General features: G+C 54.9%; 15 protein-coding genes. 7 read left to right on the top strand and 8 right to left on the bottom strand.

Features of this window, described 5'->3' with window-relative positions:
- Positions 1-75: 75 nt before the first annotated feature.
- Entirely contained in the window at positions 76-1,275 is a 1,200-nt protein-coding gene (gene hemW, locus VFO10_RS21420; RefSeq protein WP_325144021.1) for a radical SAM family heme chaperone HemW, read from the bottom strand.
- Positions 1,276-1,419: 144 nt separating this feature from the next.
- Here hemW and VFO10_RS21415 point away from each other — a divergent pair, with 144 nt between their 5' ends.
- Positions 1,420-1,947, top strand: coding sequence for a DUF962 domain-containing protein (locus tag VFO10_RS21415; RefSeq protein WP_325144020.1), 528 nt, complete (start codon positions 1,420-1,422; stop codon positions 1,945-1,947).
- Here the strand turns inward: VFO10_RS21415 and VFO10_RS21410 are convergent.
- Positions 1,944-2,684, bottom strand: a complete 741-nt coding sequence (locus tag VFO10_RS21410) for a DNA/RNA non-specific endonuclease (protein WP_325144019.1) — start codon at positions 2,682-2,684, stop codon at positions 1,944-1,946. The two genes, VFO10_RS21415 and VFO10_RS21410, sit on opposite strands and share 4 nt — an antisense overlap.
- A gap of 282 nt (positions 2,685-2,966) precedes the next feature.
- Between VFO10_RS21410 and VFO10_RS21405 the strand changes: the two genes are divergently transcribed.
- Both VFO10_RS21405 and VFO10_RS21400 read left to right on the top strand, forming a co-directional pair.
- Entirely contained in the window at positions 2,967-3,683 is a 717-nt protein-coding gene (locus VFO10_RS21405) for a hypothetical protein (RefSeq protein ID WP_325144018.1), read from the top strand.
- A 1-nt stretch (position 3,684) separates the two neighbouring features.
- Entirely contained in the window at positions 3,685-4,029 is a 345-nt protein-coding gene (locus tag VFO10_RS21400; RefSeq protein ID WP_325144017.1) for a hypothetical protein, read from the top strand.
- A gap of 79 nt (positions 4,030-4,108) precedes the next feature.
- Here VFO10_RS21400 and VFO10_RS21395 read toward each other — a convergent pair whose 3' ends face one another.
- The 5 genes from VFO10_RS21395 to purD form a co-directional block, all read right to left on the bottom strand.
- Positions 4,109-5,464, bottom strand: a complete 1,356-nt coding sequence (locus VFO10_RS21395) for an MATE family efflux transporter (RefSeq protein ID WP_325144016.1) — start codon at positions 5,462-5,464, stop codon at positions 4,109-4,111.
- Between the two features lie 174 nt (positions 5,465-5,638).
- On the bottom strand, positions 5,639-6,433 hold the full coding sequence (locus tag VFO10_RS21390; protein ID WP_325144015.1) for a hypothetical protein: 795 nt from the start codon (positions 6,431-6,433) through the stop codon (positions 5,639-5,641).
- 177 nt (positions 6,434-6,610) lie between these two features.
- A complete protein-coding gene (locus tag VFO10_RS21385; RefSeq protein WP_325144014.1) occupies positions 6,611-7,234 on the bottom strand; it encodes a Maf family protein in 624 nt (207 codons plus the stop codon).
- On the bottom strand, positions 7,227-7,700 hold the full coding sequence (locus tag VFO10_RS21380) for an AIR carboxylase family protein (RefSeq protein WP_325144013.1): 474 nt from the start codon (positions 7,698-7,700) through the stop codon (positions 7,227-7,229). Before VFO10_RS21380 ends, VFO10_RS21385 begins: the two co-directional genes overlap by 8 nt.
- Positions 7,701-7,703: 3 nt before the next feature.
- Positions 7,704-9,008, bottom strand: a complete 1,305-nt coding sequence (purD, locus tag VFO10_RS21375) for a phosphoribosylamine--glycine ligase (protein WP_325144012.1) — start codon at positions 9,006-9,008, stop codon at positions 7,704-7,706.
- Positions 9,009-9,155: 147 nt separating this feature from the next.
- Here purD and VFO10_RS21370 point away from each other — a divergent pair, with 147 nt between their 5' ends.
- The 4 genes from VFO10_RS21370 (at position 9,156) to VFO10_RS21355 (ending at position 18,424) form a co-directional block, all read left to right on the top strand.
- Positions 9,156-10,103 (top strand): hypothetical protein, encoded by a 948-nt coding sequence (locus VFO10_RS21370; RefSeq protein ID WP_325144011.1) that lies wholly within the window; start codon positions 9,156-9,158, stop codon positions 10,101-10,103.
- Between the two features lie 9 nt (positions 10,104-10,112).
- Positions 10,113-11,096 (top strand): ATP-binding protein, encoded by a 984-nt coding sequence (locus VFO10_RS21365; protein ID WP_325144010.1) that lies wholly within the window; start codon positions 10,113-10,115, stop codon positions 11,094-11,096.
- 73 nt (positions 11,097-11,169) lie between these two features.
- Complete coding sequence (locus VFO10_RS21360; protein ID WP_325144009.1) at positions 11,170-15,495, top strand: translocation/assembly module TamB domain-containing protein; 4,326 nt, start codon at positions 11,170-11,172, stop codon at positions 15,493-15,495.
- A gap of 10 nt (positions 15,496-15,505) precedes the next feature.
- A complete protein-coding gene (locus VFO10_RS21355) occupies positions 15,506-18,424 on the top strand; it encodes a BamA/OMP85 family outer membrane protein (RefSeq protein WP_325144008.1) in 2,919 nt (972 codons plus the stop codon).
- Positions 18,425-18,708: 284 nt separating this feature from the next.
- On the opposite strand, the gene VFO10_RS21350 is transcribed toward VFO10_RS21355, so the two are convergent.
- A complete protein-coding gene (locus VFO10_RS21350) occupies positions 18,709-19,728 on the bottom strand; it encodes a hypothetical protein (protein ID WP_325144007.1) in 1,020 nt (339 codons plus the stop codon).
- Positions 19,729-19,761: the final 33 nt, after the last annotated feature.

The following is a 19,761-nucleotide window of genomic DNA, read 5'->3' as shown; positions in this document are numbered from 1 at the left end:
GGGCGGCCCTGTTCACTATCGACAGCGGAACGACCAACCTTCCTGGTCTTTTGATTCCTTACCCATATTATAGGCTTAGGGAGCCACAAAGGAGAGAGACACCTCAAGTGCCCATCCGGTTTCCCGATACCATTCCTCTTCCCTCAGGGTCAGGATTCCAGCCGCATCAACTTGCATAAGTCCTTGCCGCAGGGCTTGGTCCAGGGAGGGTCTTGGGCGGAAATTATATCCAGTTCTCGCGCATATTGCATTCACATTGATGCCTTTTCCGGTGCGCAGGCCCGAGGAAACTGTCTCAAGAAGCCATTCAGACGCTCCTCGTTCCGTCTCTACGTGTACACCTGGCATACGCAGCAGGTCATCCAAGGAGGCCCTGGTCACAAGCTGACTTTGGCCGTCCTGCATCAGACGCAGATTCGGATCCTGGGACCAGCGGGTTCCAAAGGGTCCGCCGTGCTCCGCGAGAAAACTATGCGCCCCGTTGCCGAGTCCGATGTAACTGCCCGCGTGCCAATAGATACTGTTATGAACACTGGCAAACCCTGGCTTATGCCAGTTGGAAACCTCTTCATGTTCAAAGCCCTTGGCCCGCAAGGTGTCACAGGCCATAAGGTACATACTTTCCAGGCGTTCATCGGTCAAAGCATCCACCACGCCGCGCCTATGCATGCGGGCAAGTGGGGTGCGGCCTTCGTAGGTCAGGGTATAAAGGCTCAAATGCTGAATGTCCAGCGCTGTCGCCGCGTGTAAATCGGCCTCCCAGTCGCTGAGTTCCTGGCCCTGCCAGCCGTAAATCAGATCCAAATTCACATTGGGAATCAGGGATCGAGCCAGCTGCGCCGCGTCACGGGCTCGCTCGGGACTATGCTCGCGGGTGAGGAATTTGAGCCCGCGCGCCTGAAAAGACTGGACGCCGAGGGACAGACGATTGATGCCAAGGTCCGCCCATATTTTCACCCGTTCGGGCGTCACATGCTCGGGATTGGCTTCCATGGTGATTTCAGCTTCGGGCAGAAGCCAGGACCTGAGACTTTCCATGAGGGGACCATACGCCTCATCCAAAAGGGAAGGCGTGCCACCTCCCAAAAACACGGTGCGAAGCTTCAAACCGAGCACAGGGAGCCAGGCATCCGCATAGGCCTTCAGCATGCGCACATAGCTTGCGGGATCATCCGCTGCGAAGCGGGCCGTTTTCACAAAGTCACAGTAGTGACAGAGCCGACTGCAAAAGGGGATGTGCAGGTAAAGTCCGATCGAATGAGCATCTTGATTCAAGCGCGTATCCTTTCCATGGCCGCGCCTAAACTGCTCGGTTACCGGCCGAAAAGCAACAGTTTTTTCGCGAAAATTTTCAATAGTGGGCCTGGAAGCGGAATGCTATGAGCGTAAGAGGGACACCATCAAACAGGGGATTGATTTATGAAAAGCCTGACGGAGCAACTCGCCACCTACGCCTCGTATCATCGCGACCGCCGTAATATTGGTACCCACTTTATCGGCATTCCCATGATACTTTTCTCCATAGTCCTTCTTTTGTCACGCCCCGTGTGGCTCGCGCATGACATCCTGCCCGTGACCCCGGCCCTCATACTTTCAATTGTGCTGGGAATCTACTATCTGCGGCTCGATATTCCGCTCGGACTTTTCATGTGCATCATTCTGGTGAGCATGCTGAAGATCGCAGCTCCGTTGGCTCTGGGCGCCACTAACAGCTGGCTGGCCTGGGGCATCGGGCTTTTCGTGGTCGGCTGGATTCTTCAAACCATCGGTCATATTTGGGAAGGGAAAAAACCCGCGTTCCTTGATGATCTGATGGGACTGATTATCGGCCCGCTTTTCGTCGCGGCGGAACTCGTCTTTCTCATGGGCGGCCGGCCGGAGCTTCATGCCACCATCATCGAACGCGTAGGCAAAACCCGCGTGGGCCGAAAAGCCCCCACGAATTAACCTGGCTGACAGCTTCCCGGCATACTCCAGGTGCGGGTCGGTTTCATCGCCTTCACGGAAGGGCTGGCATCAATCTGCACGGAACGAGCGCCGATGCGATCTTCCAGCTCGCTGATACTCAGGATGTATTCATCCAAGGCACCCACGTCATCACTGTTGGGAATCAGCCAGGCAATGGCCTTGGGCGCACCTGTTTTGGGTTCGCTCGTGATCACAACTTTCCAAAAATATTCCGGCGTGGGGATGCCATGGGATTCCAGGAAATAATCATTGGCATCGTCTTCGTAAACCAAACCGCCGACCACCTGCACCGGCGCGAGGTCTCTGTAGCATTCCACAAGGTTTTCCGCCTGCACCCAAATACCCTGATTGAAGTGTGAGGCCTGGGGTGCGATGTTGCTCATCAGGTTGGCCTGTTTGATCGTCGTGCTGTTCATATCCATATGATTGGACGTGACGAGATGCCCGCGATCCCAACCGGGAACGATAGCGGCATAGGCCTGGGTGCTGAACTGTCCCTCGCAGCCGTCAGGCAGATCGGGATCCAGATGAAACGAGCCAGGCCGCGATGCCGAGCCCCTGTCTTTGCCGAGGGTATATTCATAGCGGACGGCACTCCGCAGATCGCAGTCATAGGTGAGCGTGAAAGCATCCTTTTTCAAGGTGACAAGATCGGCAGCAGCGGCGGCACCGCTCAGAATCGAGACCATAGCGATCATACTGAGTTTGAAGACCACGCTCTTCCCCCGGCTGATAATCTGATTTAACTATGATCAAAGTATATATGACGGAGCCTTCCGAAGAAAAAAGAATTCGGAAAGAGTGGAATAATCTTTTTTGAAGAGAAGGGCTGCCCTGTGAGAGTTTGGGGCGAATGAGAAGACTTGAACTTCCCTTCGTTTTATCAATCAGGTAAGTTGCCTGTATACCAAATGAGATGAATTTTTGCCCGAGCCTTTCCCCACGGCGTTTTTACGATGCATACGGAAGGCCGCTTCGCAAAAATAATGGTGGGAATTATGTCTAAAGCGGATCTTTTGGTCGACTACATCGAACGATGGCTTTCCAGCAGTTCGCGCCGGACAATTCAGCTTCTCACACGTCTTTCTGGAGTGCCGTATCCAACTCTACGGCGCATCCTCCAGAGGGAGTCGGTGCCGTCTGTTGAAAATGCCATGGCCATTCTCAATCTTGTGTCCACTTTGGACGAGACGGTTGCCTACTTCGAAGAAAATGAATCCATCAAAGCCTTCTATAAGCGTGTGACCGATAAATCATCCCTGGCTGGCCAGGATATCATGGCTCGTTTGATCGGCCGCGAAAGTTTCTGGATCATGGCGCTGGGTCTGACCATCGGCGCGACCAAGGCCCGCGTCGAGCAGCTTCTGGGCGCGTTCGGGCTGGCTGAATTTGAAATGATGATCGAGGAAGGCGTTCTGATCGAAAAAACCCCAGGTGTATACCGGGTGAATATCAACCAGAGCGTTCTTTATGTGGAAAGCAAGCGCATAGGCAGTGAAGCCGCCAAATATATCGCCGAGTTGCCTCCAAATGATCAGACGATCAAGCGTTATATGGTTTACAATGTGAATAGCGAAAGCTATGAACGGATTAAGAATAAAATCCTCGATTGCTATATGGAATGCGACCACATCGCCCGTACCCATGAAGGGGATGTTATGATTGCCGCCAGCTACGTAGCAACCAGGGTTATGTCCCGGAATGATGAGGTATAGAATGCGATACATGTGGGCGATCGTGTGCGCACTGCTGCTCTCCACTTCCAGTCCTGCCTATACCGGAGGCATGTCGGGAGGCACGGGAATCGGTGGACTGATCCAGGAGATCACAGAAGAGATCCAGGCCATCCTGAAAAATCCTATCAAGCTCGACACGGACATGGTCCGCCGCCTTTTGATGCGCCTTTGGGTTTATGGCGAGGCGGATCTGAAGATCGGCGACAAGGTCATTCACATCAAATGGAAATACAAGACGGATTATAAGGAAGACCCTGACGATCTTGAGATCACGGTCATCTCTGTGAATGGCACCATCGAAGCTTCCACCGAGCCGCTTCCATGATCGGAGGCGATAGCAGCACGGCCCGCTCTTTCAAAAAGAGCGTCCCCTGTCGCATCATGCGCTTCAAGCTATGAAAAATTCAGCCGTGGATCACGCTCATCGTCTTCCACTTCCCGCCGCGAAAACGCACGAGGAAAATAAAGGACTGAAAAATAATAAAAAAGCTGGCCGCGCCCCAGGCCCAGTATACGGCGCCGTTCCAATCCTTGACAAACCATGTCGGGGCCACCATCAAAGGCCAGGGAACGGTCAAGGCCACAAGAGTGACAAAGCGCGTGTCCCCTGCGCCCTTCAAAGCGAACGAGAAAATCAGATTCATGCTGTCAAACGAGGTGAAGAGCGCCACGTACATCAAAAGATAGGGCACGATCACCGAGACTTCACTCCAAAGCGAGGCCTGCGAAGGGTTATGAAACCAGCCGAGATAAAACTCCGGGATCAATAAAAAGCTGAAGCCCACTGTGATGATATACATCAGCGAAAGCTGCAGACCGCTCCAGGTGTAAGCCTCCGCCAGATCCGGCCGGCCTTCTCCCAGGTTCTGACCCAGCTGAATGGAAACGGCCTGCGCCATCCCCATGGCCGGCAGCACCGCGAGCATCATGACCGTCACGACGATGCCACTGCTGGCCAGCGCCGCGTCGCCGTTCGTCATGCGACCCACGAAAATCAAAAAGACCGTGAAGGCCAGACCTTCCAAGGCCCACTGAAGACCGCTCGGAAGTCCGAAACGCAGATAGCGTTTCATGAGGTCCCAGCGCATGTGAAAGGCGGAGCGCACAGCGAAATCCCGTTCATGCTCTTTTTGAAAGAGGAGCCAGAGCGCATAAATCGCCGAGCAGACCGTAGCCAGCGCGGTCGCATAACCGGCACCCGCCACACCGAGGGCAGGAAAGCCCAGTCGACCGAAAATCAAAAGATAATCGAGGATCACATTCGCGACGAGGCCCACGCAGTTGATTCCCATCACCATGCGGGTCCTGCCGAGCCCGGAAAAAAAGCTGCTGACTGCAGCCACCACGGCCGTCGGCAAAGCCGAGTAGCAAAGCGCTTGAAAGTATTCCGTCTCCAGGGCGCTCACCTCCGGCGAATGGCCCATCATCCTGAAGATGGAATCCGCCGCGGGGATGAAGCCCAGAAACAAAATCCCGCCGATGACGCTCAAATAAAGCGCCTGCCACACCGCGGGCCCGATCATTTTCTTTTCCTGAGCCCCAAAGTACTGCGCGACAAAGGTCATCACATAGGCTGCGGTTTGCTGCAAAAGAGCCATCGGTGTCCAGAAAACGCCCATGACGGCCATCGCCGCGGCCAGGGCTTCGGTCGAATATTGACCCAGGAAAACGCGGTCGATGGTCAACTGCAGGTTCCAAAAACTGTTGGCGATAATCAAAGGCCAGGCCAGCTTCAGAAGGTATGTCCAGCGTTCTTTCAAAGTCCACCTCTTTGCAATCAAGACGATGATTATACGAGGCCTGCGAAGGAAGGATAAGGAAAAGGTGGAAATGAGGACAAAAAATTAAGGCCGCATTCCCCGGCGCTCGATTCTGCGAGCGTCCGGGAAGGCGGCCGGGTCATAGGCTTACAGTCAAGGAGTCCCAGGACTAGATTACTTCTGAGCGGATTTTTTCGTCTTGGCCTTGGTCTTCGCCTTGGCCTTCGTAACCTTGGCCTTGCTCTTCGCCTTGGCCTTGGTCGCCTTCGGAGCTTTCACTTCCGGAGCCACAGCCTTGGCCGCAGGGGCCGCTACCGCAGGTGCAGGAACAGCTGCAGCGGGTGCCGGAACAGGTTCCGTTGGGAGCACATCCGTCGCACCCGCCTGGGCCGCGGGCGCTTCATCCGCAACCGGCATCACCGTCTCTTCCATCATGCGCGGAGGCATAAGGGTTCCGTCCTTCTCTTCATCCGGAACACCATTAGTCTGGGTCATCATGCCTTCAACCCAGGTCTTGTCGCTCGACACGTTGGTCACCGCATCACCCAGGCTTTTGAAGCCATCAATCACGCGATCCGAATAAAAATAACCGCTGATACCACCCACCACGACAACAGTCAGGAAGGCGATTTTAAAGCGATTGAAAGGGTTCGAGAAAAACGAACTGCTCGATGTCGGTTGAATCGAGGAGTCATAGCTCAGACCAAGACGAGCGCTGGGAGTCTTGCTTGATTTTTCGACTTTGCTCAGTTCCGTCATGGCTGTTCTTACCTTGTTTTGAAGGGTGAAAGCAGTCGTACGCATAAAACTTTGAGCAGCGTCCAGCTTCATGGAGCGCGGCGCGCTGAGGATCGTCGCCTTCAATTGACTATTCACTTTGGCTTTCGGTTTCCGCGCTGCGGCTTTTTTCGGAGCCGCCACTGGCAAGGGAGCCTTGGCCATGGGATTGGGGTTTTTCTTCTTTGACATAACAGAGGTCCTTCCATTCCAGAATAAGAGCAACAGTTTCCACAGGCCCTTGGGTTGCAAGGGCCTTGCCAGAAAGGCGCAATACTAACATATTGAAATTATTGGAAAGACCAAAGGAAAACTGTAGAAAATTTAGACAGACCCGACAGACAAAGGCTGACAGCGCCGGGTTTTCCGTCACGAGGGCAGGGGCAGGCCGCGCAGAATGTCTGTGAGTTCGACCAGGGGAAGACCGACGACATTGGAATAGGATCCGCTGATCCGCTCCACTAAAAATCCACCAATTCCCTGAATTCCATAGGACCCGGCCTTATCCAAAGGCTCGCCCGTTCCCACGTAATAGGCAATCTCCTGCGGCGTGAGCTGCTTGAAAAAAACATCCGTTTCAATCACCCGCTGCTGCACCTTGGCTTCGGGCCCGCGGCCATACACCACAGCCAGCCCCGTGAGCACCTTATGCGAACGGCCCGACATGCGCGCGAGCATCTTCTGTGCATCCTTTGCATCCAGAGGCTTTTCCAGCACGTCATCATCCAGCACACCGATCGTATCCGATCCGATCACGGCCCAGGGCTGATCATGCGGCAGACTCTGATAGATGATATGAGCCTTCTCACGGGAATTTCGTTGCACGTAATCGAGCGGCGTTTCCGCGGCACGGCGTTTTTCTTCAATATCCGGCACACGGGTGGTGAAGGGGAGTCCCAGGTAGCGCAAAAGCTCCTGGCGTCTTGGTGAGGAACTGGCAAGGACGAGCTGCCACGGAAAATTTTCAAACACACTCTGAGTTTTCTTAGACATCAAAAATCACCCGATGCTTGTGATCCGCGGCGATAACGCGCGCGGCGAGACTGTGGCGATGACGCTGCACATTCTGCGAAAGTTCCGCATCCTGAAGCGCGAGCATCTGCAGTACGAAAAGCGCCGCTCTGGTAAAACCCTCAGCCCCTTGCCCCATCGTCGCCACAGGTGCGGCTCCGGTCATGAGACTGACAGGATGCGAACTCACAAGCACATTCAAAACAGGCAAAGAACTCGATGCTGAGGCCAAGGAAGCCAGTTGATCCTGCGGTGCGGCCACGCAGATGATGACCTGGCCACCATCCTTGTGAAAGCTCGCGATGATCTCCCGAACGAAATCCGGGGACACCTGAGCCGAACTCACCCTTAATTGATAGGAAAGGCGAAAATCCCGCAAGAGTTTTTGGCCTTCCGCCGTCAGGGATTCGTCCTCATGCGAGGCCAGCAGAATCAAAACTTTTTGCACAACTCATCCCTCCACGAGGCCTGATCCGATATCATGACGATACTGGACCCCGTGCCAGTGCGCAGCGATTTTTTTAATGTGCGCATAGGCATGACGCCGGGCTTCGGTAAAATCCTTGCCATGCGAACATACGGTTAATAGCCGTCCACGACCTGTCATGAGCCGGCCCTGTTCTTCCCGAACAGCGGCTGCAAAGACCTGAACGTCCTGTGCGCCGTTTTCAAAGACATCGCGCGGCACTTCAAAACGCTGCGGCGCGCCTTCCCCATAAGGATAGCAGGGCGAAGCGAGCACCACGCATACCGAGGCTCCCGCATTCTGGGCCGCCGCCGCTACGAATTCCCTATTTTCCTCGATCAAACCCACCTTGGCCGCGATCAGCCGAGCCCAGTCGCGCTTATCATGCAGCGCCAGGACTTCGGCTTCGGGATCACCCAGGCGGACGTTGAATTCGACAACAGAAGGACCTTTTTCACTCCACATAAGGCCTACGTAAAGGCAGCCCGTGTAATTCATCCCGCGTTTTGTCAATTCCACGAGCAAGGGATGCACCACCTTTTTCATCACCGTTTCACCGGCATCCGAAGGCAGCCAGGGCACGGGTGTATAGCAGCCCATGCCGCCGGTATTGGGACCTTCATCCCCATCCTTCAGTCGTTTATGATCCACGGCAAAGCCCAGCGGCGTGGGTTCCCCGGCCCCCAGGAAAACAAAGAAGGAACATTCGCGTCCAACCAGGACCTCTTCGATCACGACGGTTTCTGCGGCCTTGGCCATACCGGAGCGGTAGAGCCTTTCAATTCCTTCATCGATGTCGGCTTGGGATTTACAGACAAACACGCCCTTGCCGGACGCCAGACCACTGGCTTTAATGACTGCGCCACCTGAGTTGGCCAGATACTGCTCTGCGGTTTTACGGCAGGCTGCTTCCCCTTGAACCACCGCAAAACCTGCGGTCGGAATTCCAGCCGCCTTCATCACATCCTTGGCGAACGCCTTGGATGATTCCAGCTGAGCCGCGGCAGCTACGGGTCCAAAGCAGGGCAGCTTCAGATCCGCACAGGCATCCGCAAAACCATCAGCCAGGGGCTGTTCGGGACCAACCACCACAAAATCAACGCCCTGATTCCGCGCCAGGCGGGCAACATCAGCCATTCCAGCGTCCAAACCCATAGCGAGGCGTGTGCCGAGCGGATCCATGGTCGGGGAGCCTGGCCAGATGAGGAGGTCATCAACCAGCTTGGATTGACGTAATTTCCAAGCCAGAGCGTGCTCGCGAGCGCCTGAGCCAACTAGCAGTACTTTCATGATATGTTTTCCTCAATTGGGTTTTTTGCGGATGCGTCCACACTTTTAGCGGCCAGGCCCTCCTCTGTCAACACTCACAAGCTTCACCCGGCCAATGGTATAATGGGATGAAGCGCGCGGTTTCTCACAAAATGGACAGGTTTCACCATGGTGCAGATGCAGCAGGCATCTTGGGACAATCAAAAAATTGCTTTGCTTTCGTCAAACCCGGCCTCGTTTTCCGAGGAGGTGACCTCGCGTCTGGAGCGGCGCAACTGGGCCTTCCCCGTGAAGACGGCGAAGATCGTCGATGCTTTTCGCGCCATCTCCAGCGGCAAGTGCTCGGTCCTTATCATTCATGATACTCCCGAGCTTCCGGCGAGTTTCGTTTTGCGCGCTCAGATCGTCGAACCGATCGCCATCATCACTCCGACCATAGTCGTGACGCATCAGGATCATAAGCAGGAAACCGCTCTGATCAAAGACATCGGCGCTCCGGAAATCGTCGAGAGCCCATTGAATCCCGCAGCTTTCATCGGCAGCTTTGAATGGCTCATCCGCCGCTGGAGTCAGGGCAGCCTGCGTAAACTCTATCAAGCGCGCCGGCTCTTTTTGGAAAAACAGTACCTGCTCTTTTCCAAACTCATCGGCAACCTGAAAGAGGAACCGGATCTGCAGCCTCTCGTCACGCCCTGCATGGCCCAGATCCTGATGAAACAGTCCGACTTCAAGACCGTGGAGAAACTCCTTCTGACTTCACTCAAAGAGCATCCGCGGAACATCGGCATCATCGTCAACCTCGTGGAATTCTATATGCGGGCGGCCATGCCCGAGACCGCGCTCAAAATCATCGCGGCCACCCGTAAGAATCACGGCAATCCCCGCATGCTCTTTGCGGATCAGATTCAGGCCCATCTGATGCTGAATCAAATCAACGATTGCATCCCGCTGTTGGAAGCCCTGGTGCGCGAGGACTACTGCCGCAAGCAGGCGTCGCAGTTTTTGGCCCGCTGTCTTTATGCCGAAGGCCACAAGGATCGTTTCCAAAGAGCGGTCTCGCACCAGGTGCCCTTGATCGAAGAGTTTCAAAATAAATGGAAACAAGCTGCGAGCTGAGGGGCGGATATGGACAGTAAAAAATTTCTCGCTTTCTGGGGCTGGAAAAGCCTGCCATGGAACGAGCCCATCGCCCTGGACCGCCTTTACTGGCAGGAATCGACCCAGATCATCTGCTCGCGTCTTCTTCTGACGCTGCAAAGAGCGGCCTCGCTCTTCGTGATCACCGCTCCTCCTGGTCATGGTAAGAGTACCTTGGCGCGCTGGCTCTATCACACGATGGATCAGCAAAGACATGATGTCGCTTTCTTTTCGCTCCTTCAAAGCGAGCAGCACAGCGGCTGGCTCCTGCCGAAACTCGCCCAGTATCTGGGACTCGATCCGGCGTCGAGCACCAACCGTCATGTGTTGGAGCGCCTTCAGCAGTCACGCCTGCATGGAAAAATTCTGACCGTTATTATTGATGACGCCCATAAGCTGAAAGAGCCCGAAGCGCTGGATGAAATTTTGGCTTTGATTCAGGTGCAATCCATCGCGGCGAATCATCTCAATTTCATCTTGATTGGTAATACTCGACTCAGCGCCATCGTACAGATGACGGAAGGCTGCCAACATAGATTGGCAATGAGCGCCGACATGCAGGGTCTTTCGCGCAATGACATCATTCCCTATTTGAACTGGCGTCTGGATCAGATAGGATTGCCAGCCAAAGTTGTCGGGGCCGACGCGCACAGCTATCTGATGGCGCAGGCACCGCTCAGTTTCGCCTGGATTGAAAGTCTCTTGGAAGGTGCCTTGATGGAAGCTTTCCTGCGTGATCAGCGGGTGATCAGCGCAGAGACCATCCAGACAGCGGCTCAATACTTTGGCCTGTCCAAGGGTCTGGCTGATGAACCGAGCACGGAGCTGCCGAAAGCGACGAAGCCGACACCCGGACGCCGCAAGCAGCCTGCTCCGCAGACCGGAAAATCTGGCGGAGGCGCGGCGCCCACGCTGGACCTGAATTCTCTTTACTATAAGTCAGGCGGAGGTCATGATCCGGAGGAATCCTGAACCATGACCAGGATCTAATAACGACCACAGCGTGGGCTCCCGGCCCAGGCTGCTTTTATAAATCGAAGCAACTGTGTTTCAAGCTTTGAAAAAGCTGATGATCGTAGTCGGTGTGCTGGTGGCACTGGCCTACCTTGGCAATTTGCTGATCGACAACCCATACGTTCATGGCCTCTTGCGCCGCACGATCAATGAAAAGCTGGAACAGTATACGCATCTCTCGGTCAAATTCGAGGCGATCAACGCCAAGTTCGTGCCGCCGGGCTTTGATATCTATGGCGTCGAAGTCCGCTATCAAAAACCGGATGGAACCGAGCAGACCCTCGCCCAGCTTTCCCATCTGCAGCTGCGTGTCTCGCTTCTGGCTTTGGTGCTGAGCCAGCCGGAAGTCTTCGACCTCGAAATCAATGAACCCCGTATCAGTCTTCCCCTGCCGCCGATCGAACAGCTGGTGAAAGTCGAGCAGTTTCCCGACTGGAATAAAAAATCGGAACTTCCTGACTGGCCTTTGAATTTTCCGATGCCGCTCAAACACGTGCGCATCGGCAATGCCACGATCAACGTAAAAATCCCCGACGCCAAGCCCGACAAGCCCGACCTCCTGTCTTTGCAATTGGAAGGTCTGGATGTGGACTTCACCTTCAGCACCTGGCAGAAGTTTGATCTGGCTCTGCAGCTGAAACGTGGCAACCTGCGAGTCGAAGGCGCCAGTCTTCTGCGCGATCTCAGGCTGCAGCTGGACCTCAGGCAGGACAAGGATCAGCTGGTTTCACAGAAATTCGTGATCGAATCGGATGACCTCACGGCCACCGGCGAAGCCCGCGTGGTTTATGAAACGGAGTTGAAAAAACGCAAAGGCGCGCTGCAGGATAAGAATGCGCGTCAGCTCAAAGGCCTTCTGATTCGTGTGGATAATAAGATCAGCCAGGCGGATATCGGCATACTCGGACGCTATCTGGCGATCGACCAAACGGAAGGGCGCATTTTCGGATCGACGGAGCTGCAGCTGCACATTCCTTTCGATGAAGCGCGCGCACCGTCCTGGCGCCTGGATGGCAAAGGCGAATCGCAAGGCGCGAAACTCTTCGGCTTTAAACTGCTCAATTCACAGCTCGACTTCAACATCACCGAGCAGGGCATGACCTTTGAAGACGCCCTGGTGAAAAAGGACAAGGCGACGCTGGCCCAGGGCTCGGGTTTCATCGGCTTCACCAAGGAAGCCCCGTTCCGTTTTAACATTCATCCGAAGGATCTGCCCTTCGGCGAACTCATGTCCGTGCTCGGCATTGATGAATTCAAAGCCTTCAGCGCCTGGCTGGATTCCCCGGAAATCAAGCTCTATGGCGAGTCCGTGCCTTTTGCGATGCACATCAACGGGCCGGCCCGCTTCTCGCAGCTCTCCTTCCCTTTTGTGGCCGATCTTCCGAAGCGCTATCAGGAGGCGCCCACCTGCCTCATCCAAACCTCGCTCCTGATCAATGCCGATGCCTTGACCATCAAGGAAGGCGATGGCCAGTGCTGGAAATCGCTGCGACGCGATCAGGATATTCCCGCGGAAGGCGGCTCGCCGGTGAAGCTGGGCGGCAGGTTCTTTTTCAACAACGAAAAGGGCATGGACTTCACCGTGGATTCACCCGGCCTCGACACGGCGCTGCTCGAACATTTTACCAAGCTGCCGGCCAAGGGCGTGGCCAAAGTTCAGACCCGCATCAAAGGCCCCTATAATCATCTCATCATAGGCGGCAACGCCAGCGGTCAGAATCTTGTGGTCGGCGGTTTTGATCTGAAGCAGCTGGAATCGTCCTATAAGCTCGACATCAACCGGAATCTTCTGCATGTGGACGATCTTTACGCCGGCCTTGCCGAGCGGGGCGCGCTGGCCGTCGATGGCTTTGAAATGGAAATCGCCGCCCCATTCAACTTCAAAGCCCAGGTGAACGCGCAGAAAATTCCGTCGAATTTCATTGCGGAAGGTCTGAAGCAATCCTTTCAGATCGACAATCTCAGCTTCGGATTTCCTTCCCTGCGTGGTTCCATCAGTGGCCCCCTGCTGCAACCTTTTGCCTGGCGCGGCGACCTTGATTTCACCGTGAGCGAGCTGACCCTGGGGGACGAGGAGCTTTTGAGCGAAGCGGCCGGCACGATCAGCAGTGATGAAAAAAACTGGTCGCTCTCCAAAGCCTATGCGCGTCTTGATCAGCTCGAAGCCCGCGCGACGTTCGACATCCAAAGACGCGGAGGGCCGACCAGCCGCGAGCATGTCCTGCATGAGCTCGGGATTCGCCCTGCGGATCGCGTGCGGATCAGCATCAAAACCATCAATCAGAATCTGAATAACTATCGCACCAATGAAGTCGCGCAGGAGATCAATCACCTCACAAGTCTTCCTTATATCGGAAGCTTCTTCGCCGAACAAAAATTCGGCGGACAGATTCAGCTGGAAGCCGATCTGGAGGGCCCGATCGATCATCTGCAGGGCAAGGTGGAAGGCTCCCTGGAACAGCCCTATGTCTGGGGCATTCCGATTTCCTCGTTCAATCTTTCCGGCTTCGTCGATGGCTGGAAACTTCATATCCCCGAGCTGCGGCATTCAGGAAATGCTCTGGTCGGGCGCCTCAATATCGACTTCGGCAAGGCCTCGATGCCTTACGACTGGTACTTCTATTTCAACCAGATGGATATTCGTGCCCTCATCGGCCAGTTCTTTGCCGAGGATCCGCGAAACTTCGCCTACCTCACCGCTGAATGGACCATGCAAGGGGAACTCAGCAATTTCTGGGGATCGAAAGGGGATCTGGTGCTGAGTCGCGTCCGTTCCAAACTCTTTCGCAACCTCGGCAGCCGCACCTCATCGGTGGAACTCAACAGCGACGAGCCGATCAAGTTGAAGATCAGCCCCCAGGGCTGGCTCCTGGCGGACAAGAGGCCGCTCAAACTTCAGGGTGAATACTTCGATCTCAGCTTTGAATCCGGGAACAATCGCCTGCCGAATCAGCTGGATCTTTCGGTCCATGGTTCGGTGAAACTCGATATACTGAAAAACTTCAGCAACGTCGTGGAAACCGCGCGCGGTGAAGTCCTGATCGATGGCTATCTGCGTGGCGCCTTGAGCAAGCCGGATCTGTCCATCAAACTGCGGGAAAAGCGCCTGGATCCCTTCAATGTCAAAGACTGGCATCCGGTCTCCATCGGCCTTGTCGACTATGGACCGGCGCTGACCAGCATAGCCATGGACGTTGAGATCAAAGACGACCGCGTGATCGTCAATAAGTTCAAGGCCAACAAAGGACGTGAAGGCAGCATGACCGTATCGGGCCAGCTCAGTTTCAACGATAGCCCCTCGAATGCGTCCAAACTCAACATTGAACTCGATCGCATGGAATTCAATCGACTCACGGTTCCCGTCCTAAAATCCGCGGACCTGACCCTGAGTGGAAACCTGGCCGTCACGGGCCATAAGCTTCCTCTCAATCTGAGCGGCAATCTGGAAATCGACCGTCTCCAGTCCATCGGCAACTTTGATTTAAGAAAGCAGATCGTCGCCTCGCTCTATGAAACAAGGCTCAGTTCATCGGCCGCTGGCGGCGTCGAGCAAACGCCTTTCGTCAATCTCGATATCGGCGTCGTGGCAGACAGCTCCATCACCATCAAAAACAAAAGCCTTGAAGCCGTGCTGTCCGCCGACATGCGCGTCCGCGGCACGGACGTGCAGCCCCTGCTTTTGGGCCAGATCATAGCCGAGCGGGGCACTTTCAACTACCGCCGTACCTTCAAGATCACTCAGGCTGTCATTTCCTTCGATGAGGCCGTGTCGCCTCCGAATCCACGACTCGATATCATCGGTGAAGCGACGGTGAATCCCTATAAGGTCGAAGTCATGGTCGATGGCAGTCTGAAAACGCCGCGCATCCAGCTGAGCATTGATCCGGCTCTGCGGGATGACGGCTCGCCCATCAGTAACCTTGATATCCTGATTCTCATCAGTACCGGCCGCATTCCTGATCAGGTCAACAAAACGACGGCTCAAAGCGCGGAAAGCGCTTCGATCAATGAGCTTGTGAGTTTCTTTGCGGCCTTTGCCGAGGAACCGATCGAAAAACTCTTTGACATGTCAGGACAGACAGTCATCCGGGAAGTGTATTTTGACTCGTATCTGCCGGAATCGGGCCAGCGTCCGGTGACCCGCATCAACTTTCCTATACGCCTGGGCGAAAATATCAGCGCCGTCCTGCAGGTGGACGACGCCGCGAACACCAAGGTCTCACTGGAATACGTGCTGCACGAAGGCATCACGGTTTCCGGCAGCTTGGACCAAACGACGAACCGGCAGACAAATGATCAGAAGGCCCTTCCAGCCGACTCGGGTTTTGATCTAAAATTCCGTTTTGGCTTCGACTAAGGAGGGGCGCTTGCGATTTTTTGCTCTGATGAGCCTCAGCCTGATCTTAAGCCTCCTGGCCCTTCCCGGCCTCGCGAAGCCCTGGGATTTCGCGCCCGGAGCCCGGCCTCAGCGTTTGAATGAAGACGAACTGCGCAGGAATTTTCCCGACATCAAAACCCCCGAGGACCTCAGCAATCTTCTGAAGGCCATCAACCTGGCCGAACCCATGGCCGAGGTCACCGCCGAGGATGAAGGCGAGCGCATCGTCATCAAGCTCGTGACGGCGGATACTGTCAGCGAAGTGCGCATCTATAGTTTGACCCGCAGCATCCGCCTCGCCGTCGAAAGCAAAGTCAGTAAGTATGTGGGCAACACAGCATCCCAGGAAGTCAGAAAGCAGCTGAGCGATGAAATCTTCAAAGTCCTGAAGGATCACGGCTATTATCTGGCCAAAGTGCAGATCGCGCAGCGTCCGCATCGGGGCGGTATCCTCTATGAGGCGGCGATTGATGAAGACTATCCCTGCACCATCAAGCATATCGACTATGGCTTCCGCTTGCCTCCCGGGATTGAAAACCCCTATGAAATAGGCATGTACTGCGAGGTGGATGAAATCCGTAGCCGGCTCATCGAACTTGAGACCGAGCTGGTCGAAGCCGGATACAATCAGCAGCGCATCCAAAGCCCTGAAATCATCTTTGATCCCGCGACCAATACTGCGACCATCAAGATCATGGGCACGCTGGGAAAGAAGATTCAGGTTCGCATCAATAGCCCCATCAAATCCGCGGGACTCGTCTCGGCGATTTTCGGTGATGATCTGAATGCCGTGGATCCTTCCATCACCGATCCCGATGCCATGGCCTCGGAAATCACGCGCCAGTATAAGGCCCAGGGCTATGATGACGTCGAAATTCGCCAGCTGCCCCCGCGCACACCCGATGCAGAGACTATTGAATATCAATTCGATGTCCGCCCCGGCCCTGAATATCTCGTCACCGAAGTGCAGTTCGAAGGCCTGACAGCTCTGACTCAGGAAGAGGCCACCGATGTCATGGGACTCACGGCTGGCTTAAGCAACCGGCCCATCTTCAGCCAGGATCTGACGCAAAAAGCCCGCGAAGCCTTGCAGGGTGTCTATAAGGAACGTGGTTTTTGGGATGCGAAAGTCTTCGATCCCCGCGTCATCAAAAACCCCGCGACCGGCGAAGTGAAGCTGGTATATGTCGTCAAAGAGGGTAAAAGAAGGCTTTTCGATGGGATGGTCGTGACCGGCAACCGGGCCCTGCCGACTGATGATATCGAAGCGATGCTCAATGTCGATGACAAAGAGCCGCTGGCGTGGCAGCATCTGATCGATTTTGAAAAGGCCATGCGCCAGGCCTATCGTAACCTTGGTTACCTGCAGGTCGAAATGAATCTGGAACTGGTGCAGAATCGTCAGTTCCGGGATATCGAAACCAAAGTCATCCTGAATGTGCGCGAAGGACCCCGTTCCAAATTCGGCGACATCACGATCCGCGGCCTTGTGAAAACTGATGAAGACGTCGTGCGCCGGGAAATTCGTTTCACCCCCGGCAGCTGGTTTGACCCCGCGCAGGTCGAGGAAAGCCGCCAGGCCCTGGTCGACCTCGGACTCTTCAGCTCCGTGAGCATTACACCCAGTGAAAGCACGGCCAGCTCAGGGGATCACGCGGTTCCCTATACCGTGATCGTAAGAGAAGCCCGCTCGGGAACAGTCAGCTTCGGTCCAGGTTGGAGTTTGAATGATGGCATGCGTTTTTCCATTGAAAGCGCCTACAACAATATCGGGGGCCGCGGTCGTAAGATCTTCAGCAAGGGTACTCTGAACGAAGAGAAAACGCAGACGCCGCTGGCTGATAAGACTCTTCTCGGTCGTTACGTGGGCGTCGGCTATATCGAACCCTGGCTTTTCGATTATCCCGTCGATGGCACGCTGACCTTCAACCATAAAGGGATGGCCCGTGACACCTCATGGGAAGTCAGTCGGGCTGCGGAAGCGATCGCCAGTCACCGTCTGCGCGGTTTCCTTCCGCGCACCGATTTGTCTCTATTCACTCTTTATAAGGAAGTCAGCGTCGAAGCCGAGGAAGGCGTTAAGCGGGCCACGCTTACTGAATCAGGGATCCTTCAGGTTCGTGAAATCGGCCTCAGGCATGTGACCGATGGTCGTAACAATCTCGGCTGGCCGACGAAGGGTTTCCGTCTTTCCACTGAAGTCAGTCTTGCTGATTTTGTGTTCGGTGGTGATATCAAATACAATAAGTGGGCGTTCAGCTTCAACGTCTATCATGAACTCTTCGAGAATTTCGTGATGGCGGTGGGGACGAGTTACACGAGCTACAATAATATCAAGCGTCGCGATGCCCCGAACGTCCTTCCCACATCCGAACGTCTTCTGAGCGGAGGACCGGATACCAATCGCGGTTTTCGCGAAAACAGCCTGGGCCCGGTGCTGACCTACACCGAAGACGGCAAGAAAACGGACAACTTTTATGGGGGTTCGCGCCGGGCTTCGCAGCGTCTCGAATTTCGCTATCAGCTGATCCAGGACACCTTCGCGCTCACGAGCTTTTTCGATGCCAACAACAGCTTTTTCTCGCCGACGGAAGAGCGCCTGATTCGCCAGAACTTTGCCAACTCACCCGCCGAAGGTGAAGTCACGCCGCCTGAACTTTACGACAACGAGCCTTATCAACTCGACGATCTGTTCCGTCATCCGCAGTACCTTTGGACGAAGAACTATCTGTCCTATGGCATTTCCGGCAATATGCTCACGCCGCTGGGTTCCGCGAATATCTCGGTGGGCTGGCCGTGGCGGCGCTGCCTCAACAATGCCGAAGATTGCCCCTATCCGCGCGGCAACAGCAATTACCGGCAACTGCGCGGCGCTGTGATCGGGATCAACGTGGGCGCCACCTTCTGATCAACGGAGCACGCAAGTCCCCCGCTCACCTGCAGGCCTGGCCTCTTTCTCCTATCGAGAAAGAGACCGGACCCGAAGTCCCCCATCCTTCGCCCCACACCACAAGACCATAAAGGTCACGCTCGCAGCGTACCAAGCTGGATATTTTTTTTGATTTATGGGTTCAGTAGAGCAGATCCGCTCAACCATTGCAAGATCAAATTCATGGGCAAATCATTCATTCGCTTGAGAAATTTCAAATGGACCTCAGGATCAGCTCAGCTCTTTCGCTTGGATTCTGGGGTTCAAGGCGATGGAGCCCACACCTTGGCATCGAAGCGAAAAAGTGAACCGCTTTTATAAAGATCGGGCCTCTGAGTTGTGAGCCAAAGATTGCGACCCTCATCCACGAAGAGATTGCTAAGATCTTTCAGCTGCTCAGGCAATCCGATGTCGTCCTGATCCTTGAGATGAGCAATATGATAGCAGCTGGGCGCTTTGAAGCGCATAATCCTGCGCTCACCAGGACTGCCGATCAGCAGTTCCTTGCGCACAGGATCCACAGCGAGTCCATAAAGTTCCTCGACCAGATGGCTCGGCAGTCCGTGCACAAAGCAGGCACGCATCGCCTGGCAGTTGCCCATGGTGCGTCCCTGGCAACGGACCGTCATCAAAGGTGTGCCTGGCACGCGAAGCAGCAGTAAAAACTGACTTTTATCCCTATCCTTCCAGAATGTGGGGAGAGCCGTAATGCCTCCAAAGAGCTCATTGTTGTCCAATTGAACTTTATTGAAAGAGCGCGTAAAGCCCTGCCTCAACTCCGCCACTTCGCTTCGTGTGGGTTCGCCGCGCGGATCACTGGGAGGCCGCACCAGATCCAAAACGATATCCGCAGGTCGGAGCCAGATCTTCTTCTCCTTCTGCCAAATCGCAAACTGCCTCGCCCTCGCATCCAGGAAAAACAAAAGGGAGCCAAGCGGCAGTATCCCGCGGATGCGTTTTTCCCCTTCCTTCTCGGGAAAGGGCACGCGCTCACTTCTATCAGTGGGTGTGTGCAGACTGCCAAAGCCCAGGTCCTGTTCCTTGGCGTTCTCATCATATTGGGACAAGATATAAAACTTTCCACTTCGGCCACTGGTTAAAACCAGATCCTTATCACGATGCACAGCGAAGAGGCCATTTTCCAGCGAAACCTGAAAATGCCTAAGCTGGTCAAACGGCAGCGTCAGGGCCGTTTTTTTGTCTCCAGCCAAAGCCGGGAGAGCCGGAGATCCCAGGAGCAGCACAAGGCCAATCATGAGGCGCGGGAGTTGCGGGAATTCCATATGCCACCCTTAATGGAGCTATATTTTCATGAT

Source organism: Oligoflexus sp., assembly GCF_035712445.1.
GTDB lineage: Bacteria > Bdellovibrionota_B > Oligoflexia > Oligoflexales > Oligoflexaceae > Oligoflexus.
The sequence above is the reverse complement of the archived record's forward strand: the minus strand, read 5'-3'. Positions and strand labels throughout refer to the sequence as shown.